The 24,258-nt window shown below is 68.6% G+C and carries 19 protein-coding genes, 2 tRNA genes and 1 pseudogene; 9 read left to right on the top strand and 13 right to left on the bottom strand.

What is annotated here, in order from left to right:
• Positions 1-39 precede the first annotated feature (39 nt).
• From MAA44156_RS00110 to pknB, 5 genes are read left to right on the top strand one after another with little or no spacing between them, the layout of a single operon-like run.
• On the top strand, positions 40-1,539 hold the full coding sequence (locus MAA44156_RS00110; protein WP_009974182.1) for a protein phosphatase 2C domain-containing protein: 1,500 nt from the start codon (positions 40-42) through the stop codon (positions 1,537-1,539).
• Entirely contained in the window at positions 1,536-2,945 is a 1,410-nt protein-coding gene (locus MAA44156_RS00105) for an FtsW/RodA/SpoVE family cell cycle protein (RefSeq protein WP_003872104.1), read from the top strand. Before MAA44156_RS00110 ends, MAA44156_RS00105 begins: the two co-directional genes overlap by 4 nt.
• Positions 2,942-4,420 (top strand): D,D-transpeptidase PbpA, encoded by a 1,479-nt coding sequence (pbpA, locus tag MAA44156_RS00100; RefSeq protein WP_009974181.1) that lies wholly within the window; start codon positions 2,942-2,944, stop codon positions 4,418-4,420. Before MAA44156_RS00105 ends, pbpA begins: the two co-directional genes overlap by 4 nt.
• The gene (locus MAA44156_RS00095; protein WP_003872102.1) at positions 4,417-5,700 is read left to right on the top strand and encodes a serine/threonine-protein kinase; all 1,284 of its coding nucleotides are present in this window, start codon (positions 4,417-4,419) and stop codon (positions 5,698-5,700) included. Before pbpA ends, MAA44156_RS00095 begins: the two co-directional genes overlap by 4 nt.
• Positions 5,697-7,577 (top strand): Stk1 family PASTA domain-containing Ser/Thr kinase, encoded by a 1,881-nt coding sequence (pknB, locus tag MAA44156_RS00090; RefSeq protein WP_009974173.1) that lies wholly within the window; start codon positions 5,697-5,699, stop codon positions 7,575-7,577. The genes MAA44156_RS00095 and pknB overlap by 4 nt, the downstream gene beginning before the upstream one ends.
• Here pknB and MAA44156_RS00085 read toward each other — a convergent pair.
• Both MAA44156_RS00085 and MAA44156_RS00080 read right to left on the bottom strand, forming a co-directional pair.
• Entirely contained in the window at positions 7,555-8,241 is a 687-nt protein-coding gene (locus tag MAA44156_RS00085) for an aminodeoxychorismate/anthranilate synthase component II (protein WP_009974170.1), read from the bottom strand. The two genes, pknB and MAA44156_RS00085, sit on opposite strands and share 23 nt — an antisense overlap.
• Before the next feature lie 48 nt (positions 8,242-8,289).
• Positions 8,290-9,033, bottom strand: coding sequence for a DUF881 domain-containing protein (locus MAA44156_RS00080; protein WP_003876787.1), 744 nt, complete (start codon positions 9,031-9,033; stop codon positions 8,290-8,292).
• Positions 9,034-9,163: 130 nt separating this feature from the next.
• On the opposite strand from MAA44156_RS00080, the gene crgA reads away from it, so the two are divergent.
• On the top strand, positions 9,164-9,445 hold the full coding sequence (gene crgA, locus MAA44156_RS00075; protein WP_003872098.1) for a cell division protein CrgA: 282 nt from the start codon (positions 9,164-9,166) through the stop codon (positions 9,443-9,445).
• Positions 9,446-9,600: 155 nt separating this feature from the next.
• Positions 9,601-10,026: a PH domain-containing protein gene (locus MAA44156_RS00070; RefSeq protein WP_029248333.1), complete on the top strand. Its 426-nt coding sequence runs from the start codon at positions 9,601-9,603 to the stop codon at positions 10,024-10,026.
• 11 nt (positions 10,027-10,037) lie between these two features.
• Here MAA44156_RS00070 and MAA44156_RS00065 read toward each other — a convergent pair whose 3' ends face one another.
• Complete coding sequence (locus tag MAA44156_RS00065; protein ID WP_009974159.1) at positions 10,038-10,586, bottom strand: peptidylprolyl isomerase; 549 nt, start codon at positions 10,584-10,586, stop codon at positions 10,038-10,040.
• A gap of 90 nt (positions 10,587-10,676) precedes the next feature.
• Between MAA44156_RS00065 and cwsA the strand changes: the two are divergent.
• Positions 10,677-11,110 (top strand): annotated as a pseudogene (cwsA, locus tag MAA44156_RS00060) (cell wall synthesis protein CwsA).
• Between the two features lies 1 nt (position 11,111).
• Here the strand turns inward: cwsA and MAA44156_RS00055 are convergent.
• Positions 11,112-12,326: a cytochrome P450 gene (locus MAA44156_RS00055; RefSeq protein ID WP_009974158.1), complete on the bottom strand. Its 1,215-nt coding sequence runs from the start codon at positions 12,324-12,326 to the stop codon at positions 11,112-11,114.
• 196 nt (positions 12,327-12,522) lie between these two features.
• Between MAA44156_RS00055 and MAA44156_RS00050 the strand changes: the two genes are divergently transcribed.
• Entirely contained in the window at positions 12,523-13,101 is a 579-nt protein-coding gene (locus tag MAA44156_RS00050) for a TetR/AcrR family transcriptional regulator (protein WP_009974157.1), read from the top strand.
• Here MAA44156_RS00050 and MAA44156_RS00045 read toward each other — a convergent pair.
• From MAA44156_RS00045 to dnaA, 9 genes are all read right to left on the bottom strand, one after another.
• Positions 13,092-13,164, bottom strand: a tRNA-Ala gene (locus MAA44156_RS00045). The genes MAA44156_RS00050 and MAA44156_RS00045 overlap by 10 nt on opposite strands.
• Positions 13,165-13,323: 159 nt before the next feature.
• A tRNA-Ile gene (locus tag MAA44156_RS00040) sits at positions 13,324-13,400 on the bottom strand.
• Between the two features lie 70 nt (positions 13,401-13,470).
• Positions 13,471-14,334 (bottom strand): DUF3566 domain-containing protein, encoded by an 864-nt coding sequence (locus tag MAA44156_RS00035; RefSeq protein ID WP_029248332.1) that lies wholly within the window; start codon positions 14,332-14,334, stop codon positions 13,471-13,473.
• A gap of 102 nt (positions 14,335-14,436) precedes the next feature.
• Positions 14,437-16,956, bottom strand: a complete 2,520-nt coding sequence (gene gyrA / locus MAA44156_RS00030; protein WP_009974153.1) for a DNA gyrase subunit A — start codon at positions 16,954-16,956, stop codon at positions 14,437-14,439.
• A gap of 11 nt (positions 16,957-16,967) precedes the next feature.
• On the bottom strand, positions 16,968-19,001 hold the full coding sequence (gene gyrB, locus MAA44156_RS00025) for a DNA topoisomerase (ATP-hydrolyzing) subunit B (RefSeq protein WP_009974152.1): 2,034 nt from the start codon (positions 18,999-19,001) through the stop codon (positions 16,968-16,970).
• A 258-nt stretch (positions 19,002-19,259) separates the two neighbouring features.
• Positions 19,260-19,805, bottom strand: coding sequence for a DUF721 family protein (locus tag MAA44156_RS00020; RefSeq protein WP_029248331.1), 546 nt, complete (start codon positions 19,803-19,805; stop codon positions 19,260-19,262).
• Entirely contained in the window at positions 19,802-20,959 is a 1,158-nt protein-coding gene (gene recF, locus MAA44156_RS00015) for a DNA replication/repair protein RecF (RefSeq protein ID WP_009974149.1), read from the bottom strand. The genes MAA44156_RS00020 and recF overlap by 4 nt, the downstream gene beginning before the upstream one ends.
• A complete protein-coding gene (gene dnaN / locus MAA44156_RS00010) occupies positions 20,960-22,159 on the bottom strand; it encodes a DNA polymerase III subunit beta (RefSeq protein ID WP_009974147.1) in 1,200 nt (399 codons plus the stop codon).
• Positions 22,160-22,728: 569 nt separating this feature from the next.
• Positions 22,729-24,258 (bottom strand): chromosomal replication initiator protein DnaA, encoded by a 1,530-nt coding sequence (gene dnaA / locus MAA44156_RS00005; RefSeq protein WP_003874370.1) that lies wholly within the window; start codon positions 24,256-24,258, stop codon positions 22,729-22,731.

Here is a 24,258-nt window from a genome sequence, read left to right as displayed (position 1 = left end):
CTCGGCGGGTTCGCCCGCCGGGATCAAGGAGCAACGCCCGTGACCCTGGTCCTGCGGTATGCCGCGCGCAGTGATCGCGGCCTGGTGCGCTCCAACAACGAAGACTCCGTCTATGCCGGCGCCCGGCTGCTCGCGCTGGCCGACGGCATGGGCGGCCACGCCGCCGGCGAGGTGGCATCCCAGCTGGTGATCGCCGCCCTGGCGCACCTCGACGACGACGAGCCCGGCGGCGACCTGCTGGCCAAGCTCGACGAGGCGGTGCGCGCCGGCAACGCCGCCATCGCCGCGCAGGTGGAAGCGGAGCCCGAGCTGGAGGGGATGGGCACCACCCTCACCGCGATCCTGTTCGCCGGCGACCGCATCGGGCTGGTGCACATCGGCGACTCCCGCGGCTACCTGCTGCGCGACGGCGAGCTCACCCAGATCACCAAGGACGACACGTTCGTCCAGACCCTGGTCGACGAGGGCCGCATCACCCGGGAGGAGGCGCACAGCCACCCGCAGCGCTCGTTGATCATGCGCGCGCTCACCGGTCACGAGGTCGAGCCGACGCTGACCATGCGCGAAGCCCGCGCCGGCGACCGCTACCTGCTGTGTTCGGACGGGTTGTCCGACCCGGTCAGCGACGACACCATCCTCGAGGCCCTGCAGATCCCGGACGTGGCCGAGGCCGCCTACCGCCTCATCGAGTTGGCGTTGCGCGGCGGCGGCCCGGACAACGTCACCGTCGTGGTCGCCGACGTGGTCGACTACGACTACGGCCAAACCCAGCCGATCCTGGCCGGCGCGGTGTCCGGCGACGAGGACCAGCTGACCCTGCCCAACACCTCCGCGGGACGCGCCTCGGCGATCCGGCCGCGCGACGAGTCCGCGAAACGCGTTGCGCCGCAACCGGAAACACCCAGCCGGCCGCGGTGGTCGCGGCGACGGCTGTTCGTCGTCATCGCCCTGGCGGTGATGCTGGTGTTGGCCGGCCTCACCGTGGGGTGGTGGGTCATCCAGCGCAACTACTACGTCGCCGAATACAACGGCCGGATCTCCATCGTCCGCGGGATTCAGGGCAGCCTGCTGGGGGTGCCCCTGCAGCAGCCCTATCTGGTGGGCTGCCTCAACGCGCGTAACGAACTGTCGCTGATCAGCTACGGGCAGTCCGGCGGCTCCAACTGCCAGCTGATGACGCTGCAAGACCTGCGCCGCCCCGGGCAGGTCCAGGTGCAAACCGGGCTGCCCGGCGGCAGCCTTGACCAGGCCGAATCGCAGCTGCGTCAACTGCTGGCCGAATACCTGCTGCCGCTCTGTCCGCCGCCGCGCGCCACCTCACCGCCCGGGGCGCAGGCCACCCGCAGCCCTGTACCCGAAACCGGCGGCCCCGCGTCGCCCGCACCACCGACCACCAGCGCCAGCCCCACTCCCAGCACCAACGCCACCCCCGGCCCGGCGAGCTCTTCGCCGGCAGGCCCGACCACCACGTCGCAGACGTTGACCGCGCTTCCCGGGCCCCCTCTTCAACCGGGCATCGACTGCCGGACGGTGGCATGACCACACAACTTCAGCCGCCGGTCGCGGTCACGCCCCCGCTGCCCACCCGGCGCAACGCCGAGTTGTTGCTGCTGGGCTTCGCCGCCACCATCACCGTGGCCGCGCTGCTGATCGTTGAAGCCAACCAACAACACGATCTGCGCTGGAACGCGGTCAGCTACGGACTGGTGTTCCTGGTCGTCTTCGGATCCGCGCACATGGCCATCCGGCGATTTGCGCCCTACACCGACCCCCTGCTGTTGCCAATTGTGGCATTGCTCAACGGACTTGGGCTGGTCATGATTCACCGGCTGGATCTGGTGACCAATCAGCTCAGCGGCCGTCACCACCCGAGCGCCACTCAGCAGATGCTGTGGACCCTGATCGGTGTGGTGACCTTCGCACTGGTGGTCACCTTCCTCAAAGACCATCGACAGCTCGCCCGCTACGGCTACATCTGTGGACTGGTCGGCCTGGTATTCCTGGTGATTCCCGCTCTGTTGCCGGCCTCGCTGTCCGAACAGAACGGCGCCAAGATCTGGATTCGCTTCCCGGGGTTCTCGATTCAGCCCGCCGAGTTCTCCAAGATCTTGCTGCTGATCTTCTTCTCCGCGGTGCTGATCGCCAAGCGGGGCCTTTTTACCAGCGTCGGCAAGCATTTCATGGGTTTGACCCTGCCGCGTCCGCGCGACCTCGCCCCGCTGCTGGCGGCCTGGGTGATCTCGGTCGGCGTGATGGCCTTCGAAAAAGACCTTGGCACTTCGCTTTTGCTCTACACCTCGTTTCTGGTGGTGGTGTATCTGGCGACTCAGCGGTTCAGCTGGGTGGCCATCGGCCTGGTGCTCTTCGTCGCGGGAAGCGTTGTCGCGTATTACATTTTCGCGCACGTCCGGGTGCGGGTGCAGATGTGGTGGGACCCGTTCTCCGACCCCGACGGCAGCGGCTACCAGATCGTGCAGTCGCTGTTCAGCTTTGCCACCGGCGGGATCTTCGGCACCGGGCTGGGCAACGGTCAGCCCGACACCGTGCCCGCCGCGTCGACCGACTTCATCATCGCCGCCTTCGGTGAAGAGCTGGGGCTGGTGGGGCTGGCGGCCATCTTGATGCTCTACACCATCGTCATCGTGCGTGGTCTGCGCACCGCGATCGCCACCCGGGACAGCTTCGGCAAGCTGCTGGCCGCCGGCCTGGCGTCCACGCTGGCCATCCAGCTGTTCATCGTCGTCGGCGGGGTCACGCAGCTCATCCCGCTGACCGGGCTGACCACCCCGTGGATGTCGTACGGGGGTTCGTCGTTGCTGGCGAACTACGTGCTGCTGGCCATCCTGGCGCGGATCTCGCACAGCGCCCGCCGTCCGTTGCGCACCCGCGCCCGCACCGAGCCGTCGATCGCGGCGGCCAGCACCGAGGTGATCGAGAAAGTATGAACGCCTCCCTGCGCCGGATCTCGGTGACCGTGATGGCGTTGATCGTGCTGCTGCTGCTCAACGCCACGATGACGCAGGTCTTCGCGGCCGACTCGCTGCGCGCCGACCCGCGCAACCAGCGGGTGCTGCTCGACGAGTACTCCCGCCAGCGCGGCCAGATCGTGGCCGGCGGCCAGCTGCTGGCCTACTCGGTCGCCACCGACAACCGGTTCCGCTTCCTGCGGGTCTACCCCAACCCCGCCCAGTACGCGCCGGTGACCGGGTTCTACTCGCTGCGCTACTCGAGCACCGGGTTGGAACGCGCCGAGGACCCGCTGCTGAACGGCTCCGACGAGCGGCTGTTCGGGCGCCGGCTGGCCGACTTCTTCACCGGCCGCGACCCGCGCGGCGCCAACGTCGACACCACCATCAGGCCGCGGGTCCAGCAGGCGGCGTGGGACGGCATGCAGCAGGGCTGCGGCGGCCCGCCGTGCAAGGGCGCGGTGGTCGCCCTCGAGCCGTCCACCGGCAAGATCCTGGCCATGGTGTCGTCGCCGTCCTACGACCCCAACCTGCTGTCCTCGCACGATCCCGAGGTGCAGGCGCAGGCCTGGCAGCGGCTGCGCGACGATCCCGACAACCCGATGACCAACCGGGCCATCTCCGAGACCTACCCGCCCGGCTCGACGTTCAAGGTGATCACCACGGCGGCCGCGCTGCAGGCCGGCGCCAGCGACACCGAGCAGCTGACCGCCGCGCCGTCGATGCCGCTGCCCAACAGCACCGCGACGCTGGAGAACTACGGTGGGCAGGCGTGCGGCAACGACCCGACCGTGTCGTTGCAGCAGGCCTTCGCCCTGTCCTGCAACACCGCGTTCGTCCAGCTCGGCATCCTCACCGGCGCGGACGCGTTGCGCAGCATGGCGCGCTCGTTCGGCCTGGACAGCACGCCCAGCGTCATCCCGCTGCAGGTGGCCGAATCGACCATCGGCATCATCCCGGACGCCGCGGCGCTGGGCATGTCGAGCATCGGTCAGAAGGATGTCGCGCTGACCCCGTTGCAGAACGCCGAGATCGCAGCGACCATCGCCAACGGCGGGGTGACCATGCAGCCCTATCTGGTCGACAGCCTCAAGGGCCCCGACCTGACCACGATCAGCACCACCACCCCTTATGAGCAGCGGCGCGCGGTGTCGCCGCAGGTCGCCGCTAAGCTAACAGAGCTGATGGTCGGCGCCGAGAAGGTCGCACAGCAGAAAGGGGCCATTCCCGGCGTGCAGATCGCATCCAAGACGGGTACCGCAGAGCATGGCAGCGATCCGCGGCACACACCGCCGCATGCGTGGTACATCGCTTTCGCGCCCGCACAGACCCCCAAGGTCGCCGTGGCGGTGTTGGTGGAGAATGGCGCCGACCGCCTGTCCGCGACGGGGGGTGCACTCGCCGCGCCGATCGGACGGGCTGTGATCGAGGCCGCGCTACAGGGAGGACCATGAGCCCGCGAGTTGGTGTGACGCTGTCTGGCAGGTACCGCCTGCAGCGCCTGATCGCCACCGGCGGCATGGGTCAGGTCTGGGAGGCGGTCGACAACCGGCTGGGCCGGCGCGTCGCGGTCAAGGTGCTCAAACAGGAGTTCTCCCAGGACCCCGAGTTCATCGAGCGGTTCCGCGCCGAGGCGCGCACCACGGCGATGCTCAACCACCCGGGCATCGCGGCCGTGCACGACTACGGCGAGAGCCAGCTGGACGGCGAGGGCCGCACCGCCTATCTGGTGATGGAACTGGTCAACGGTGAGCCGCTGAACTCGGTGCTCAAACGGACCGGCCGGCTGTCGCTGCGGCACGCGCTGGACATGCTCGAGCAGACCGGCCGCGCCCTGCAGGTCGCGCACGCCGCCGGCCTGGTGCACCGCGACGTCAAACCGGGCAACATCCTGATCACCCCGACGGGGCAGGTGAAGATCACCGACTTCGGTATCGCCAAGGCCGTCGACGCCGCGCCGGTGACCCAGACCGGAATGGTGATGGGCACCGCCCAATACATCGCACCCGAGCAGGCGCTGGGTCACGACGCCACCCCCGCCAGCGACGTGTACTCGCTGGGAGTTGTTGGCTACGAGGTGGTTTCGGGCAAGCGGCCGTTCAGCGGGGATGGCGCGCTGACGGTGGCGATGAAACACATCAAGGAGCCTCCGCCGCCGCTGCCCGCGGAGCTGCCGCCCAACGTGCGCGAGCTCATCGAGATCACCCTGGTGAAGAACCCGGCGATGCGCTACCGCAGCGGGGGGCCGTTCGCCGACGCCGTCGCCGCGGTGCGCGCCGGTCGCCGGCCGCCGCGGCCGAGCCAGTCCCCGCCGCCCGGGCGGGCGTCACCGGCGGCCATTCCGTCCAGCCCCACCACCCGGGCAGCAGCCGTGTCCTCCGGGCGCACCGCCGCGCCGCGGCGGACCCGGCCGGCCACCGGCGGCCACCGCCCGCCCCCGGCCCGGCGCACCTTCTCGTCCGGCCAGCGCGCGCTGCTGTGGGCCGCCGGGGTGCTGGGCGCGCTGGCGATCATCATCGCGGTGCTCATCGTCATCAACTCCCGCGCCGACCAGCAGCAACAGCCCCCTACGGTCACCGACACCGGAACCCCACCCGCCTCGGCGCCGCCGCCGACCAAGACGCCGAGCGGCTCCGGGGCCCACCCGGGCCTGCGGCTGGACTGGCCGGATGACGGCACAATTGGGGCGTCTGGATTCCGCGACGGACCCGCCCGACACTGGACATCGCAATGACCACCCCGCAACACCTGTCCGACCGCTACGAACTCGGCGAGATCCTCGGCTTCGGCGGCATGTCCGAGGTTCACCTGGCCCGTGACGTCCGGCTGCACCGCGACGTCGCGGTCAAGGTGCTGCGCGCGGACCTGGCCCGCGATCCCAGTTTCTACCTGCGCTTCCGGCGCGAGGCGCAAAACGCCGCCGCGCTCAACCACCCGTCCATCGTCGCCGTCTACGACACCGGCGAGGCGGAGACGCCCTCAGGGCCGCTGCCCTACATCGTCATGGAGTACGTCGACGGCGTGACGCTGCGCGACATCGTGCACACCGACGGGCCGCTGCCGCCGCGGCGGGCCATCGAGATCATCGCCGACGCCTGCCAGGCGCTGAACTTCAGCCACCAGAACGGCATCATCCACCGCGACGTCAAGCCGGCGAACATCATGATCAGCACCACCAATGCCGTCAAGGTGATGGACTTCGGCATCGCCCGCGCAATCGCCGACAGCGGCAACAGCGTCACCCAGACCGCGGCGGTGATCGGAACCGCGCAGTACCTCTCGCCCGAGCAGGCCCGCGGTGACGCCGTCGACGCGCGCTCGGACGTCTACTCGCTGGGCTGTGTGCTGTACGAAATCCTCACCGGCGAGCCGCCTTTCACCGGCGACTCGCCGGTGGCGGTGGCCTACCAGCATGTCCGCGAAGACCCGGTGCCGCCGTCGCAGCGGCACGAAGGCATCTCCGCCGACCTCGACGCCGTCGTGCTCAAGGCGCTGGCCAAAAACCCGGACAACCGCTATCAGACCGCGGCCGAAATGCGCGCCGATCTGGTCCGGGTGCACAACGGCGAAAAGCCGGAAGCGCCAAAGGTTCTCACCGACGCCGAGCGCAGCTCGCTGTTGTCGTCCGGTGCCGGGGCCGCGGGTCCGTCGCGCACCGATCCGCTGCCTCGCCAGGTGCTCGCGGACAGCGGCGAGGACCGCACGGTGGGTTCGGTGGGCCGTTGGATCGTGGCGGTGGCCGCGCTGGCGGTCCTGACCATCATCGTCGTCATCGCGTTCAACACCTTCGGCGGCGGCGCCCGCGACGTCCAGGTGCCCGACGTGCGCGGGCAGGTGTCCGCCGATGCCATTGCGGCGCTGCAGAACCGCGGCTTCAAGACCCGCACGCTGCAGAAGCCGGACTCGGCCATCCCGCCCGACCACGTCATCGGCACCGACCCCGGCGCCAACGCGTCGGTCAGCGCGGGCGACGAGATCACCATCAACGTCTCCACCGGGCCGGAGCAGCGCGAGGTGCCCGACGTCTCGTCGCTGAGCTACTCCGACGCGGTCACCAAGCTCAAGGCCGCCGGGTTCAGCAAGTTCAAGCAGGCGAACTCGCCGTCCACACCCGAGTTGTTGGGCAAGGTGATCGGGACCAACCCGCCGGCCAACCAGACGTCGGCGATCACCAACGTCATCACCCTCATCGTCGGCTCGGGGCCGGAGACCAAGCAGGTGCCCGACATCGCCGGGCAAACCGTCGACATCGCGCAGAAGAACCTGACCGTCTACGGCTTCACCAAGATCACCCAGGTGCAGGTGGACAGCCCCCGCCCGGTCGGCGAGGTGATCGGCACCAATCCACCCAAGGGACAAACGGTTCCGGTGGATTCGGTGATCGAACTGCAGGTGTCCAAGGGCAATCAGTTCATCATGCCCGACCTGTCCGGGATGTTTTGGACCGACGCCGAACCGCGGCTACGGGCGCTGGGCTGGACGGGGATCCTGGACAAGGGTCCCGACGTCGACGCCGGCGGCGCCCAGTCCCACCGGGTGGTGTATCAGAACCCGCCGGCCGGGGCCGGGGTCAACCGGGACGGGATCATCACGCTGAAGTTCGGTCAGTAGCGGCCGGATCGGCCGGGAGATACGGTCGCACCGCGGCGTGGACGTCGTTTTCCAGCCGGCGCACCAGGGTGTCGTCGCGCACCCAGCCGCATTCGGTGAGCCAGTTCGCCAGCATGCGATGACCACCCTCGGTCAGGATCGACTCCGGGTGGAACTGGACGCCGTGGATCGGTAACTGCGTGTGGCGCACGCCCATGATCACACCGCTGTCGGTGTGAGCGGTGACCTCGAGCACCGGCGGCAGCGACTCGGGCAGGATGGTCAGCGAGTGGTACCGGGTGGCCGTGAAGGGGTCCGGAAGCCCTTGCAGCACACCGGCATTCGTGTGGTGCACGCTGCTGGTCTTGCCGTGCAGCAGTTCCGGAGCGCGGTCCACGGTGGCGCCGAATGCCACGCCGATGGCCTGGTGGCCCAGGCAGACCCCCAGCAGCGGGGTGTGCTCGGCGGCGCAGGCGCGCACCATCGCGATGGAAGCGCCCGCGCGCTCGGGGGTGCCCGGCCCGGGACTGAGCAGCACCCCGTCGAACCGGCGGGCCACGGCGTTGTGGTCGGCGAGCCGGCTGTCGTCGTTGCGCCAGACGTCGGCGTCCACACCCAGTTGCCCGAGGTACTGCACCAGGTTGAACACGAAGCTGTCGTAGTTGTCGACAACCAGGATCCGCATCGTGCCAGGTTACCGCCCGCGGACGCTCGCGCCGCAGGTCAGTCGGCGTCAGTAGCCGATCGGGCCGTTGGGCTGGGCGAAATGCAGCCGGTCGGGCTCGAAGTGGCCGACCACCTGCACATCGGAGCGGACCTCTTCCTGATAGCCCAGGCCGAACCGGACCGCGTACTGCTTGTACAGCGTCACCAGGGGAGCCGCGGCCAGGGCGGCCTGCATGGCGGCGGCGTTGCCGATCGCGGTGATCGTGTAGGGCGGGCTGTAGGTGCGCCCGTTGAGCAGCAGCGTGTTGCCGACGCAGCGGGGCACCGACGTGGCGATGATCCGCTGGTCCTGCATCTGGATCGCCTCGGCGCCGGCGCTCCACAGCGCGTTGAGCACGGCCTGGATGTCCTGCTGGTGCACCACCAGGTCGTCGGGCGACGCGTCGCGGGGGAAGCGGCCGTTGGCGTCGCGCTGCGCATCCTGCAGGGTGACCACCAGGCCCGGCCCGTGCACCGGGCTCATCCCGGCCTCGCCGGCGAGCTGCGCGGAGCGGCGCAGCATCGCGGCCAGCGCGGCATCCGACGAGCGGCCGTGCGCGGCGTCGATCTTGGCGGCGAGCTGTTCGCGCTGGGCACTGAGCCGGTTCACCGACGCCTGCGTCTCGCGCACCAGGTCCACCAGCCGGGGTGCGTCGCTGCGGCGTATCTCGGCGCCGCCGGACACGCCGTGCGTGGCGGCGAGCAGCAGTCCGGCCAGCAGGCACACCAGCGGGACGCCGAAGCGCCATGGCGACTGGCGCGTCTGGACCATCGACTCTCCGTTTTCCTGGCCACCGCGGCCGGTGCGTTAGTCTCGTAGCCAAGCTCTGGGTGCGGCTGCGATGTCCATCGTCGCACTCCGTCCTGCTCACCGTGTTGTTGAGGTAATCCGCGAGGTAATCATGCCCAAGTCCAAGGTCCGCAAAAAGAACGACTTCACCGTCAGCGCGGTCAGCCGCACGCCGGTGAAGGTCAAGGTGGGACCGTCCAGCGTGTGGTTCGTCGCGCTGTTCATCGGGCTGATGCTGATCGGATTGGTGTGGCTGATGGTCTTCCAACTGGCCGCGGTCGGCAGCCAGGCGCCGACCGCCCTCAATTGGATGGCGCAATTGGGGCCGTGGAACTACGCAATCGCGTTCGCTTTCATGATCACCGGTTTGTTGCTCACGATGCGCTGGCACTGAGCCGGCCCGCGTACGAAATGAATTCATTTTCGGGATGATTCGCACCCGCGCCAGCAACTTCCCGACCACCCAATCACACGCGTGTGATTTATCCCCACTGTTGATAGAGATTGTGGATAACTGCATCGGCCGTGGTGGGAGGGGCTAAGCAGCGCATGCAGCAAACACGCTGGGAGCCGCATCCGGCGGGAATCGCTGGTTGTGGAGTTGCGGGCGTCCTGATGGCTATCGCGGCTGTGACCGTGGTCACAGACCCGCCGGGGCGCGTTCTGGCCGGCGTTGCCGCGGCGGGTCTGCTCGTGTTTGCGGGGATGTCGTGGCGCGCGCGCCCGAAGCTGGCAATCACACCCGGCGGGCTGGCCGTCCGCGGCTGGTATCGGACGCAGGTATTACCACGCCCCGACATCAAGATCATCCGGATCATCGAGTTCCGCCGCTACGGGCGCACGGTGCGGTTGCTCGAGGTGGAAAGCGCCGACGGAGACCCGGTGGTGCTGTCCCGCTGGGATCTCGGGGCGGACCCGCTCCAGGTGCTCGACGCGCTCACCGCCGCCGGTTACGCGGGCCTGCGACAGCGCTGAGAGGCCGCGTGCTACGAGATGGTGATCGACTCGATCACCACCGGCTCGGACGGACGGTCGTTGCCGTCGGTGCTGGTCGTCGAGATCGCGTCGACGACCTTCTGCGACTCCGGGTCGACAACCTCGCCGAAGATGGTGTGCCGCCGGTTCAGGTGCGGGGTCTTGTCCACGGTGATGAAGAACTGCGAGCCGTTGGTGCCCGGCCCCGCGTTGGCCATCGCCAGCAGGTAGGGCCGGTCGAACTGCAGCTCGGGGTGGAACTCGTCGGCGAACTTGTACCCCGGACCGCCGCGGCCGGTGCCGGTCGGGTCGCCGCCCTGGATCATGAAGCCCCGGATCACCCGGTGGAACACCGCACCGTCGTAGAACGGGCCCGAGGAGCCGCCCGACGCGTTCTGGGTCGAGTACTCCTTGGTGCCCTGGGCCAGGCCGACGAAGTTGGCCACGGTCTTGGGCGCGTGGTTTCCGAACAGGGCGACCTTGATGTCACCGCGGTTGGTGTGCAGCGTGGCGGTAGCAGTCTGAAAGGGGCTGTTAGTCACGGCATCAGAGTCTGCCACTACGCCACGGCGTGCCCGCACGCGGCTCCGCCGATGTCCCTATGCTGGCAGTCTGTTCGGTGAACTGCGGGCTCGACAGAAAGGCGACCGATGCGCGCTAAGGCGGAAGACCGGCTGACCCCGCGAGAGCGACTGGCCCGCGGCCTGACCTACTCGACGCTGGGACCGCTGGACCTCACCCGGGGAGTCGCCGGTCTGAGCGGGCAGTCCGCGCGGTCGACGGCCGAGCAGCTGCGGCGCCGGTATCGGGAGGGGCGCCTGGCCCGAGACCTCGCCGCGGCCCAGGAGACCCTCGCCCAGGAACTGGCCGCCGCTCAGGAGGTGGTCACCGGCCTGCCCCGGCGCTGCAGGACGCGCGGCGCCCGCAGCGACGGGGCAAGCGCCCGTGGATCATCGCCGGAGTCGCCGTCGCCGTTCTCGCCGGGGGCGCCGCCGCGTTCAGCATCGTGCGGCGCTCGGTGCGCGAGAAGCCGCAGGAGCCGCAGTCGCGGCCGCCGAGCGTCGACGTGCAACCGCGGCCGTAGCTCACCGCACGGCCAACCCCAGCCGTTCCCGGCGCCGGACCAGGATGCTGGGCAGCCAATCCCCGACGTCGGTCGCGTCGATCCAGCTGGTGCGCTCGAGCAGCCGGCGCAACACGATGTGGGCTTCCAGCCGGGCCAGCGCGGCGCCGACGCAGAAGTGGACGCCCTTGCCGAAGCTCAGGTGGCTCTTGGCGGCCGCGCGGTCGAGCCGAAACTCGTTGGGATCCTTGAAATGCGTCGGGTCGCGGTTGGCCGCTCCCCACATCAGCAGCAGGTGTGCGCCCTCGGGCAGCTCGATCCCGCCCAGCGTGGTGTCGCGCCACACGTGGCGGTAGTGACCCCGAAACGGCGCCTCGAAGCGCAGCGTCTCTTCGATGAAAGTGCTTAGCAACTCCGGGTTTTCGCGAAGCTGCCGTTGGATCGCCGGCCGGTCGGCCAGGATCCAGGCCGCGCTGCCCAGCAGCGACGCGGTCGATTCGCCGGCCGCGCTGAACGGCGTGAGCATGATTCCCAGCGCCGGCAGCTGCTCGAGTTCGCCGGCGGCGCAGCGCGCCGCAAGATCGGCCATCAGGCTGGATTCCGGCTTCTCGCTTGCCTTTTCGAAATGCTCCAGCACGTAGCCGGACAGTTCGATGGCGGCCATGCCGGCCTGCTCGAGCTGTTCGGGGGCGACGATCCCATCCAGCAGTGTGGTGGTGGCGTAGCCGAGCCGGATGAGTTTGTCGACATCGTCATCGGGTAGACCCAGCAGCCGGCAGACCACCATCATGGGCAACCGGTTGGCGATGGCGCTCATCCACTCGATCCGGCCGTCGGACAGGTTCTCGTCCCACAGCCGGTCGGCGGTCTGGGTGGCGAACTCCTCGATGATCCGGATTCGCTTCGCCGACAGGTGCGGCAGCAGGATCTTGCGGTGCACCGCGTGCACCGGGTCGTCGGCGGTGGCCAGCGCGTGCATCGGGGCGCCCGGCGCGCCCATGTCGAACGGGGTGACGGTGCCGTCCTCGTGGAAGACCATCGTCGCGGTGAGGTTGGACGAGAAGTCCTCGACCCGCTCGATGGCCTCGTGCACCGCGTCCCACCCGCACACGCCGTAGAAGACGGAGTCGCCGATCCGGTGCACCGGCGCCTCGGCGTGCATGCGCTCATACAGCGGGTAGGGATCCTGTATCGCCTCGCTGCCGAAGAACCGGGTCGCGCTGTCCAACACCGCCATGCGTTTCAGGCTCGACGCGCCGTCTCGCGGCGTCAACGGGCCGCGGCGAAGTTGAGGAGCGACGACGGCCGGGGACGGCGCCTGCGGATGCGGGTGACCCGCCGCAAGCAGGCGATTCCGGTGAGAGATATCGTCACAAAATTCTCACGCTGCGAAAGCGCTTTGCGCGTCGTGCAGCGTGGTGGAGCATGGGTTGATGGCGCGGGACGACTGGTTGGTGGGCCGGGATCGGCGCAGCGCGGCCGCCGAGCGGATCTACGCCGCGGCCGCCGACCTCATCGCGCGCCGCGGCTACGACGGGTTCACGATCGAGGCGCTGGCGGCCCGGGTGCACTGTTCACCGGCGACCATCTATCGGCACGCCGGCGGCAAGGCGACGATCCGTGATGCCGTCGTCGGTATTCAGGCGGCCCGCATCGTCGACACCACGCGGGAGGCCATCAAAGACCTGCGCGGCCCCGAGCGGGTGGTGACCGCCACGATCATGGCGCTGGAACGGCTGCGCTCCGATCCGCTGGCTCAGCTGATGCGGTCGATCCACGCGGCCCCGGTCAGCGACTGGGTGATCAACTCGCCCACGGTGACGGCCCTGGCCGCCGAGATGCTCGGGCCCGGCCACGACAACCCGCTGGCGGCGCAGTGGCTGATCCGCGTCTTCCTGGCGTTGTGGGGCTGGCCGCTCAAGGACCCGGCCGCCGAGCGCGCCCTGGTGCACCGCTTCCTCGGCGCGTCGTACCGCCCGGGCGGGGAGAGGGATTCGATTTGTGGAGCCTAGGGGAATCGAACCCCTGACACCCGCCTTGCAAAGGCGGTGCTCTACCAACTGAGCTAAGGCCCCGCTACCGTGACCCCTCATTGTGGCCCAGGGGCTGACCGGAATCCTGCACGGCCACGTGCCAGACCTCCACCCCGCGCCGTGACCACGCCACCGCCGCCAACACGGCGAACAATCCCAGTGGCAGCGCGAGTCGTACGCAGCGTCGTGACGGGCACATGGTGGTGGGCCTAGGAGGCCTCGAACCTCCGACCTCTTCGTTATCAGCGAAGCGCTCTAACCGCCTGAGCTATAGGCCCGTACTGGCGTACGGCCGAGCGACGAGATTACCGCACCGGCCGCCCGACTCCCAAAAGCACAGCATCCACGCTAGTCGCGATCGGCCAGGGTGACCTCGATGCCGCCGATCAGATCGGTGGCCAGGTTGTAGATGAACGCCGCGATGGTCGCCATCGCGGTCAACAGCACGATGTTGACCACGCCGATCAGCACGGCGCCGCCGAAAATGGTGCCGCTGGACACCAATTCGCCGCTGCTGCCGCTGGTGTTGTTCAGCAGGTCCCCGACGTTGCTGTTCAACTTCGACCACACGCCCATGCCACCGAGCACCAGGTAGAGGAACGCGACGGCGATCATCCAGACGAAGAACAGCGCCACCGAGAGCAGCAGCGACACCTTCAGGGTGCTCCACGGGTCGATCCGGCGGATCTGCATGCTGGCGCGAACCGGCCCGCGGGTGCGCCGCGACACCTGCACCCGGTCCCGGTTGTCCCGGCCCTCGCGGCTCTCGCCGCTCACCGGACGACCACCGCCTTGCCCGCCGGTCGTCTCGGCACCGCGCTCGGCGGCCGGCTTGCGGTGCGGGCCGCGCGGCACCGGCCCCGACAGGTCGGGCAGTTCGCTGGCGTAGGCCTCGGCGGGGGGTCCCTCACCGCGCTCCGGCTCCTTGGCGTGCGACGCCGTGCCCGGTGCCGCGGTGCCCGAGATGAAGCGGTTCAGCCGGGCCTCGGCCCCGCCGCCGGGCCGCTTCTCGGTGGGCGGCTCGTTCTGGCGCGGCGGGGGCTGCTGGGGCCGGGTGCTGCCGCGCTGCCACGGCGGTCCGTCGCCTGCCTCGGGGGCGCGGCCACCCGGCGCCGGCGGCGTCGCCCGCCGCACCCCGGCCCGCTCTGCCGAACCGTCCCCGTTGGGGGTCTCCCCCTTCTTGGGTGCGCCCGGCTCGTTCGGTGAACTCACCCCGACTCCTTAAGTCTCCTAGCCGGCCGCCCAGGGCAGTGGCAGTCGCGTTATGTGTGGTCCGGCTGAGTCTATTGCCCGGACCCGGTGGCCCGGTACCGGCTAGCCGTCCGACCCCGCGGCACCGTCGCTCTCCTCGACGGCCTCGTCCGCGGCTTCCTCGGCGTTGCGGGCGATGGCCAGCAGCGTGTCGCCCTCACCCAGATTCATCAGCCGGACGCCCTTGGTCTGCCGTCCCGCCTTACGGACCTGGCCCGCCGCGGTGCGGATGACACCGCCGCCGGAGGTGATCGCGTACAGCTCGCTGTCCTCGTCCACAATCAGCGCACCCACCAGCCTGCCACGGCGGCGGTCATACATCACGGTCAGCACGCCCTTGCCGCCGCGGCCCTGCACCGGATACTCCTCGATCGCGGTGCGCTTGGCGTACCCGCCGGACGTCGCCACCAGCAGGTAGGTGCCCTCGCGGACCACGTTGAGCGACAGCAGGTAGTCGTCGGCGTTGAAGCGCATGCCCTGCACACCGGAGGTGGCGCGGCCCATCGGGCGCAGCGCCTCGTCGGTCGCCGAGAACCGGATGGACTGGCCGTTGGCCGACACCAGCAGCAGATCGTCCTCGGCCGAGCACAACACCGCGCCCACGAGTTCGTCGTTGTCGCGCAGGTTGATCGCCACGATGCCGCCCGAACGGTTCGAGTCGAAGTCGGTCAGCTTGGTCTTCTTCACCAGGCCGTTGCGGGTGGCCAGCACCAGGTAGGGGGCGTCCTCATAGCTGCGGATCTGGATCACCTGGGCGATCCGCTCCTCGGGCTGGAACGCCAGCAGGTTGGCCACGTGCTGACCGCGGGCGGTGCGAGACGCCTCGGGCAGTTCGTAGGCCTTGGCGCGGTAGACCCGGCCCTGGGTGGTGAAGAACAGGATCCAGTCGTGCGTCGAGCACACGAAGAAGTGCCGCACGATGTCGTCCTGTTTGAGGCCGGCGCCCTGCACGCCCTTGCCGCCCCGCTTCTGGCTGCGGTACAGGTCGGTCTTGGTGCGCTTGGCGTAGCCGGTCTCGGTGATGGTGACGACGACGTCCTCGCGGGCGATCAGATCCTCGTCGCTGACGTCGCCGTCGGCGGCCACGATCCGGGTGCGCCGCGCGTCGCCGTGCTTTTCGACGATCTCGGCGAGCTCGTCGCGCACAATGCCGCGTTGCCGTTCCGGCTTGGCCAGGATGTCCTCCAGGTCGGCGATCTCGGCCTCGATCTTGGCCAGGTCGTCGATGATGCGCTGCCGCTCCAGGGCGGCCAGCCGGCGCAGCTGCATGTCCAGGATCGCCTGGGCCTGGATCTCGTCGATGTCGAGCAGCTCGATCAAGCCCTGCCGCGCGATGTCGACGGTTTCCGACGCCCGGATCAGGGCGATGACCTCGTCGAGCGCATCGAGCGCCTTGACCAGACCGCGCAGGATGTGGGCCCGCTCGTTGGCCTTGCGCAACCGGTAGGTGGTGCGCCGGACGATGACGTCGAGTTGGTGGTCGACGTAGTGGCGGATCAGCTGGTCGAGCCGCAGGGTGCGCGGCACCCCATCGACGATGGCCAGCATGTTGGCGCCGAAGCTGGTCTGCAGCTGGGTGTGCTTGTAGAGGTTGTTCAGCACCACCTTGGCGACGGCGTCGCGCTTGAGCTCGATGACGATGCGCAGCCCGACCCGGTCGCTGGACTGGTCCTCGATGTTGGAGATGCCGGCCAGCTTGCCGTCGCGCACCTGCTCGGCGATCGAGGTGATGAAGTTGTCGTGGTTGACCTGATACGGCAACTCGGTGATGACCAGCGAGGTGCGACCGCGCGAATCCTCTTCCACCTCAACGACTCCGCGCATCCGGATGGAGCCGCGGCCGGTCTTGTAGGCGTCGGCGATGCCCTGCGTGCCGACGATCAGGCCCGAAGTCGGGAAGTCGGGTCCTTTCACCCGTTCCATCACGGCGGCCAGGGTGGCCTCTTCGTCGGCCTCGTAATTGTCCAGCGCCCAGAACACCGCCTCGGCGAGCTCGCCGAGGTTGTGCGGCGGGATGTTGGTGGCCATGCCGACCGCGATGCCCCCCGACCCGTTGGCCAGCAGGTTGGGGAACCGGCTGGGCAGCACCGTCGGCTCTTGCACCCGGCCGTCGTAGTTGGGAATGAAATCGACTGTCTCCTCGTCGATTTGGCGCAGCATCTCCATGGCCAGCGGGGTCAGCCGCGCCTCGGTGTACCGCATCGCGGCCGGCGGGTCGTTGCCCGGCGAACCAAAATTGCCCTGCCCGTCGACCAACGGATAGCGCAGCGACCACGGCTGGGCCATCCGCACCAGGGTGTCGTAGATCGAGGCGTCGCCGTGCGGGTGGTAGTTGCCCATCGTTTCGGCGACCGACCGCGCCGATTTGGCGTGGCTGCGGTCCGGGCGGAAACCCGAGTCGTACATGGCGTAGAGCACCCGGCGGTGCACCGGCTTGAGGCCGTCGCGCACCTCGGGCAGCGCGCGGCCGACGATCACGCTCATCGCGTAATCGATGTAGCTGCGCTGCATCTCCTGCTGGATGTCGACCGGTTCGACGCGGTCGGCGGCGTCACCGCCGGGTGGCAGCGTGGTGTCAGTCATCTATTCCTCGTTTAAACGTCTAGGAAGCGAACGTCTTTGGCATTGCGGGTGATGAAGCTGCGGCGCGCGTCGACGTCCTCGCCCATCAGGATGGAGAACAGCTCGTCGGCGGCCGCGGCGTCGTCCAGCGTGACCTGGCGCAGCACCCGCACGGTGGGATCCATTGTGGTTTCCCACAATTCCTTGGCGTCCATCTCGCCCAGCCCCTTGTAGCGCTGGATGCCGTCGTCCTTGTTGATCTTCTTGCCGGCCTTCAGGCCGGCCTCGAGCAGCCCGTCCCGCTCGCGGTCGGAGTAGGCGAACTCGGGATCGCTGCGCTGCCATTTCAGCTTGTACAGCGGTGGCTGGGCCAAGAACACGTGCCCGTGTTCGATCAGCGGCCGCATGAACCGGAACAGCAGCGTCAACAACAGCGTCGAGATGTGCTGGCCGTCCACGTCGGCGTCGGCCATCAACACGATCTTGTGGTAGCGCAGCTTGGTGATGTCGAACTCGTCGTGAATCCCGGTGCCCAGCGCGGTGATGATCGCCTGCACCTCGGTGTTCTTCAGCACCCGGTCGATGCGGGCCTTTTCGACGTTGATGATCTTGCCGCGCAGCGGAAGGATGGCCTGGAACATCGAGTCCCGGCCGCTTTTCGCCGAGCCGCCGGCCGAGTCACCCTCGACCACATACAATTCCGACTTGCGCGGGTCGGTCGACCGGCAGTCGGCGAGCTTGCCGGGCAGCCCGCCCAGGTCGGTTGCGCTCTTGCGGCGCACCAACTCTCGCGCCTTGCGCGCGGCGATGCGCGCCTGCGCTGATGAAACCGCCTTGTTGACAATGACTTTGGCGTCTGCGGGGTTGGCTTCGAACCAGTGGGTGAGCTGTTCGTTGCACACCTTCTGCACGAACGACTTCACCTCGGTGTTGCCCAGTTTGGTCTTGGTCTGGCCCTCGAACTGCGGTTCGCTCACCTTGACCGAGATCACCGCGGCCAAACCCTCGCGGATGTCGTCGCCGGTCAGGTTGGGGTCCTTGTCCTTGAGCAGCTTCTTGTCCTTGGCGTACTTGTTGACCACGGAGGTCAGCGCGCTGCGGAAGCCCTCCTCGTGGGTGCCGCCCTCGTGCGTGTTGATGGTGTTGGCGAAGGTGTGCACCGATTCGGAGTAGCCGCCGTTCCACTGCATCGCGATCTCGACCTCGTGGCCGGGGCCCTTCCCACCGAAATCGATGATGCTCTGGTGGATGGGGTTTTTGGTGCGATTGATGTGTTTGACGAAGTCGACCAGGCCGCCGGGGTAGTGGAAGGTGCGGTGCTTGACCTTATGCGGCGCAGCCGATTCCGCCGCCTTCTCCTGCGCCGACTTGGGTGCGTCGGCGGTGTCGCTGACCACCTCGTCGACGACCTCTTCGTTGGTCACCCGCTCGTCGGTGAGGTTGATGGTCAGGCCCTTGTTGAGGAACGCCATTTCCTGCAGCCGCCGGGCCACCGTTTCGAAGTCGTACTCGGTGGTCTCGAAGATGTCGGGGTCGGCCCAGAACCGGATGGTGGTGCCGGTGCGCTTGGTGGCCTCGCCCTGCTTGAGGGTGCCGGGCACGGCGTGGTCGTAGTACTGCGACCACTCGTAGCCGTCGCGGGCGATGTTGACCTCGAGCCGAGTGGACAGCGCGTTGACCACCGAGACGCCGACGCCGTGCAGACCGCCGCTGACGTTGTAGCCGCTGTTCTCGCCGCCGAACTTGCCGCCGGCGTGCAGCTGCGTCATCACCACGTCGACGGTGGGGGCGCCGGTCGCGTGCATCGCGACGGGGATGCCGCGGCCATTGTCGGCGACCTCGACGCTGCCGTCGTCCAGGATCCGTACGTCGACGCGGTCGGCGTAGCCGGCCATCGCTTCGTCGACCGAGTTGTCGACCACCTCCCAGATGAGGTGGTGCAGACCTCGCTCGCCGGTGGAGCCGATGTACATGCCGGGGCGTTTGCGGACCGCCTCCAGCCCTTCCAGGACGGTGATCGCTGAAGCACCGTATTCGTCTTGCGCCTTCTTCTTCTGGGCAGCCACGGTCGGGAAGCTCTCCTTGGGGTTTCATGCGGGCGGTTCCTGATCACCGCAACAATCGCATCCTGCCAGTCTACCGTGACGACCGGTCCGCACCGATTTTCTGGGCGCGTTTCTACCCAGCTAACCGCGCCGTGCGCTTATTTTCTTCGTTTGTGCCGCGTCCCGACGTGCGTCAAGGAGATACGCGTCGTCCTGGCGGCTTTCAGCGCCCTGTTGAGGAAGGCCCCGGTGGGGATGGGGCCGGGCTAACGACCGGGCCTAACCATAGGTGTCGCGCGGCCCGCGCCCGGCGATGTGCCGCGGGCCTTTGCGCCAGGACGGCGCAGCCGGACCGGTGATCTTCAGCGAGGTCACTACGCCGTTGCCGACCGCGGCGGCAATCTTGGCCAACAGTTGCGCCTGCATCATCCGCAACTGGGTGGCCCAGGCCGTCGACTCGGCGGACACGCTCAGCACACCGTCGCGCAGACTGGTGGGGACCGCGTGGTCGGCGATCTGGTGACCGACCACCGCCGTCCAGTTCCCCAACACGGTGCCCTCGGCGACCTGGGCGGACCATCCCCGCTTCCTGGCCAGGTCCCGCGCCAGCCGGCCCAGCGGTTGCGGGTCGCGAGCGTCGGGTCCCGGTCCCGACCAGCTGCGCCGCTGGCCCGCCACCCGGCGCGGCGTGGGTGCTGCGGCGCGCCCGCGGCCGGCGTCTTTTCCCTGTGCCCGGGCCGCGGCCCGGGCCTCCTCGAGGGTCCGCCGCACCAGGTCCATCGCGGTCGGTTCTCCCGAGGGGGAGGGGGACTGGTCGTCGCTCATGGGCGCAGCTCCGATACCCCGCCCGCGTCGGTGTCGCGCAACTCGACGAAGAGCCGCCGAGCCTGCCAGCCCGTCGGGATGTCTTCGAGCACCGCCGCGGTGACCAACACCTGCTCGGCGGATTCGGCCACCGCGGCCAGTGCCCGGCGCCGGGCGGCGTCGAGCTCGGCGAACACGTCGTCGAGCAGCAACACCGGATCGCTTTCGTCGGCCCGCAACAACTCGTAGGCGGCGAGCCGAAGGGACAGCGCCAGCGACCACGATTCCCCATGGCTGGCAAAGCCTTTCGGCACCCGCTCACCGAGCCACAGCTCCAGGTCGTCGCGGTGCGGGCCGACCAGGCACATGCCCCGTTCCATTTCGGCGTCCCGGCGGGCCGCTAACCCGGCCAGCAGCGCGGCCTCCAGATAGTCGCGGTCGCCGGCGTTCACCTCGGCCGAGGCCGCCGCGCCCAGGCTGGACCGGTAGCCGATCGATGCCGCCCGCGATCCCGGGGCCAGCAGCTGATAGGCCTTCTCCACCTCCGGCGCCAGCTGGTTCACCAAATCGATTCGGGCAGCCATCAATTGGGCCCCGTATTCGGCCAGTCGGCTGTCCCACACATCGAGGGTGTCCAGCGCGCCGCGGTCGCCCCGGTGGCGGGCACCGGACAGCGATTTGAGCAACGCGGTGCGCTGCCGCAACACCTTGTCGTAGTCGGCGCGCACCGCGGCGATCGCCGGGCGCCGCAGCGTCGCCAGGTCGTCGAGGTAACGGCGCCGCTCGGAGGGATCCCCGCGCACCAGGGCCAGGTCCTCGGGGGCGAACAGCACCGCGCGCAGCACGCCGAGCACCTCGCGGGTGCTGCGCACGGGTGACCGGTTCAGCCGCGCCTTGTTCGCCCGGCCGGCGGCGATCTCCAGATCGACCGCGCATTCCCGGCCGTCGTTGACCACGATGGTCGACACCACCGCCCGGTCGGCGCCGGCGCGGATCAACGGCGCGTCCGTGCCCACCCGGTGTGACCCCAGCGTGCTCGAATACCACAGCGCCTCAAGCAGATTCGTCTTCCCGAAGCCGTTGGACCCGATGAAGACCGTCCGACCCGGCTGCAGTTCGAGGTCGGCGTGTGCCCAGGACCGGAAGTCGCGCAGTCCTAAATGCCGGACGTACACCTAGCCTGGCAACCGCACGGGCATCAGCAGGTAGACGTAATCGGTGGGCAGCGCGCTGAACGGCCCGCTGCCGCTCGGCGGGCTGTCGTCGTCGGACGCTGGGCGCAGCAGTGCGGGCTTGCCCGGGGTGGTGAAGCCGAACGACACCCGTTCGGAGCGCACCGATCCCAGTCCGTCGGTCAGATACGTGGGGTTGAACGCGATCGTCAGCGGTTCGCCGGCGAAATCCACGGCCAGATCCTCCTCGGCCCGGCCGACATCGTCGGCGCCGGCGGACAGCCGCAGCGACCCCTCGGTGAATTCCATCCGCACCTGCGCGCCCCGGTCGGCCACCAGCGCCACCAGCTTGATGGCCTCGGTCAGCTCGGCGACGTTGATGGTGGCCACCGCCGTGTGCTCGGCCGGCAACAGCTGGCGGAACTTCGGGAATTCCGCGTCCAGCAGGCGGGTGGTGCTGCGCTTGCCGTTGCCGCTGATGCCCAGCAGGCCGTCCTTGCCGACACCTGCGCCCGCCCCCAGCGACAGCCGCACGTCGGAGCCGTCGATGCCGGTCCGCGCCGCCTCGGCCAGCGTCTTGGCCGGCACCAGGACCGCCGCTTCGATGTCGGGGGAGGCCGCCGACCAGGTCAGCTCGCGAACCGCCAACCGGAACCGGTCGGTGGCGGCCAAAACCACCGTATCCCCGGAAATCTCAACCCGGATTCCGGTCAACATGGGCAAGGTGTCGTCGCGGCCGGCCGCGATCGCGACCTGCCCGATCGCCTCGGCGAACAGATCGGCCGGCAGCGTCCCGGTCTCCTCGGGCAGCGTGGGCAGCGTCGGGTAATCCTCGACGGCCATCGTCGGCAGCGAGAACCGGGCGCTTCCGCAGTTCAACGCCACCCGATTGCCGTCGACGTAGAAGTCGATCGGCTTGTTGGGCAGCGCCCGAACGATGTCAGACAATAACCGCCCGGATACCAAAACGCTTCCCGGAGAAGCGATTTCGGCCGCCACCTGTGCTTCGGCGGAAACCTCGTAGTCGAATCCGGAGATGGTGAGCCCCTCATCGGTGCCGGACAGCAGCACCCCGGAGAGCACCGGCACCGCGGGTCGCGACGGCAGGCTCTTGGCCACCCACGACACCGCGTCGGCGAAAGACTCCCGCACTAAACGAAACTTCAAGTCGCTGAGGCCAGCCGTTGTCGTCGCCGCGTCCATAGCGTCCCTTCACCTACTCAGCGTTGTCGGATCCATTGGCTAGCCTCCCCCCGCTAGCACGGGGCCCGTCATGGCGCCGGCGACACGCGAGGCGTCGACGACGACCGCAACGGCAGTCGAAGAACAACCGTAGATCCTCTGGGGCCATCTTGAAAGCTAATCGCAAAGGCCGACAAACCGGGCTGACGACGGCCGCGACGCAGGGTGTGCACCGAACGTCCCCAGGGCTGTATTTCAAAGAAGAACCGATGAAGAGATTTCAGTAACAGTAATAAGGCCTGTGCATTTTGGGGACAGCGGTCTCCCGCCGCAGCTAGCGCGGTGCGCCGGGGTGTGGATCACGGTGGGGGCGGCTGTGGGTGACATGTTGAGCCGATGGGGACGAACGCGGGCTGTGCACGCACGCGGTGGTACTACACCGCTGCCTCCCGGTGTTGTGCACAGCTCTGCGCACATGCCCTGGGTGTGACCGGTGTGACAAACGGGTGAGAAGTTTCTCGGAAAAAATTCCGGGCCGGGATTGAAAAATTGCGGGCTGGGGGCCGGAAAGGCCGGGGCCGCGGCGTGATTCAGCGCTTGGAGCGCTGACGAATGCGAGTGGTGAGCTCCTTGACGTGATCGAACACCTCGCGTCGCTCGGCCATCTCGGACAGGATCTTGCGCTGGGCGTACATCACCGTGGTGTGGTCGCGGCCGAAGGCCTGCCCGATCTTGGGCAGCGACAGATCCGTGAGCTCGCGGCACAGGTACATCGCGATTTGACGGGACTGGGCCAGCGCCCGGGTCTTGCCCGGCCCGCGCAGTTCCTCGACGGTGGTGTCGAAGTATTCGGCGGTGGCGGCCATGATGGTGGCCGCGCTGATCTGCATGGTGCTGGCGTCGGCGATCAAATCGCGCAGCACGATCTCGGCCAGCGACTTGTCGATCGGAGTCTTGTTCAGCGAGGCGAACGCGGTGACCCGGATCAGGGCGCCCTCGAGTTCGCGGATGTTGCGCTCGATGCTGCTGGCGATGAGTTCCAGCACGTCGTCGGGCACCGCCAGGCGCTCCATCTGTGCCTTCTTGCGCAGGATCGCGATGCGGGTTTCGAGTTCGGGGGGCTGCACGTCGGTGATCAGGCCCCACTCGAACCGGGTTCGCAGCCGGTCTTCCAGGGTGGCCAGCTGTTTGGGCGGCCGGTCGGAGGAGATGACGATCTGCTTGTTGGCGTTGTGCAGCGTGTTGAAGGTGTGGAAGAACTCCTCCTGGATGCCTTCCTTGCCCTCGATGAACTGGATGTCATCGACCAGCAGCACGTCGACGTCGCGATAGCTGCGCTTGAAGGCGACCTTGCGGTCGTCGCGCAGCGAGTTGATGAAGTCGTTGGTGAATTCCTCGGTGGAGACGTACTTGACCCGCATGCCGGGGAAGAGCCGCTGCGCGTAATTGCCGGCGGCGTGCAGCAGGTGCGTCTTGCCCAGACCGGACTCGCCCCAGATGAACAACGGGTTGTAGGCGCGGGCCGGTGCTTCGGCGATGGCCAGGGCGGCGGCGTGCGCGAACCGGTTGGACGCCCCGATCACGAACGTGTCGAAGGTGTAGCGGCGGTTGAGGCTCGTTCCGGCGGCGACGGCGGGATCGATGGCGTGCGGCCGCTCGGTGAAGTAGTTGGGCCAGCCGGGCTGGGTGTCGGTGACCGGCTCCCCGTTCTCCACCGGCTCGCCGTCGGCGCCGTCGTCGGCGGACAGGGCGGCGTCGGTGTCGGGGAACGGCTCGGCCGGCGGGATGAGCGCGTCCTCGACGTCGTCGGGTGGGGGAGCGATGCGGACCCCCAGCTGGATCTGCTGACCCAGGCGGCGGCTGAGCGCGTCGGTGATCGGGGCGCGCAGGTGCCGTTCGATCTCGTTCTGCACGAAACTGCTCGGCACTGACAGCAGAGCAAACCCCTCGACGATGGTCAGCGGGCGGACCAGATTGAGCCACGCTCTTTGCTGAGGGGTGAGGGGAGTGACCAGAGTCGTGCGGTTGGCGGCTCCGCCGTCGGCGACGGGCTCGCCGTTGAGCTCCGAAACGACCGCATTCCACACCGTGGTGAAGCTTGAACCGGGGTCATCGGCCAA

Origin of the sequence: Mycobacterium avium subsp. avium (assembly GCF_009741445.1) — a bacterium.
GTDB lineage: Bacteria > Actinomycetota > Actinomycetes > Mycobacteriales > Mycobacteriaceae > Mycobacterium > Mycobacterium avium.
This window is presented reverse-complemented; position numbering and strand designations above follow the sequence as displayed.

Coding starts and splice junctions, on each gene's coding strand:
- MAA44156_RS00105 (WP_003872104.1), top strand. CDS start 1,536: ATGACCACACAACTTCAGCCGCCGGTCGCGGTCACGCCCCCGCTGCCC.
- MAA44156_RS00055 (WP_009974158.1), bottom strand. CDS start 12,326: ATGGCGGTGTTGGACAGCGCGACCCGGTTCTTCGGCAGCGAGGCGATA.
- pbpA (WP_009974181.1), top strand. CDS start 2,942: ATGAACGCCTCCCTGCGCCGGATCTCGGTGACCGTGATGGCGTTGATC.
- dnaN (WP_009974147.1), bottom strand. CDS start 22,159: ATGGACGCGGCGACGACAACGGCTGGCCTCAGCGACTTGAAGTTTCGT.
- MAA44156_RS00050 (WP_009974157.1), top strand. CDS start 12,523: ATGGCGCGGGACGACTGGTTGGTGGGCCGGGATCGGCGCAGCGCGGCC.
- MAA44156_RS00080 (WP_003876787.1), bottom strand. CDS start 9,033: ATGGTCCAGACGCGCCAGTCGCCATGGCGCTTCGGCGTCCCGCTGGTG.
- crgA (WP_003872098.1), top strand. CDS start 9,164: ATGCCCAAGTCCAAGGTCCGCAAAAAGAACGACTTCACCGTCAGCGCG.
- MAA44156_RS00020 (WP_029248331.1), bottom strand. CDS start 19,805: ATGAGCGACGACCAGTCCCCCTCCCCCTCGGGAGAACCGACCGCGATG.
- pknB (WP_009974173.1), top strand. CDS start 5,697: ATGACCACCCCGCAACACCTGTCCGACCGCTACGAACTCGGCGAGATC.
- MAA44156_RS00070 (WP_029248333.1), top strand. CDS start 9,601: ATGCAGCAAACACGCTGGGAGCCGCATCCGGCGGGAATCGCTGGTTGT.
- gyrA (WP_009974153.1), bottom strand. CDS start 16,956: ATGACTGACACCACGCTGCCACCCGGCGGTGACGCCGCCGACCGCGTC.
- MAA44156_RS00085 (WP_009974170.1), bottom strand. CDS start 8,241: ATGCGGATCCTGGTTGTCGACAACTACGACAGCTTCGTGTTCAACCTG.
- MAA44156_RS00095 (WP_003872102.1), top strand. CDS start 4,417: ATGAGCCCGCGAGTTGGTGTGACGCTGTCTGGCAGGTACCGCCTGCAG.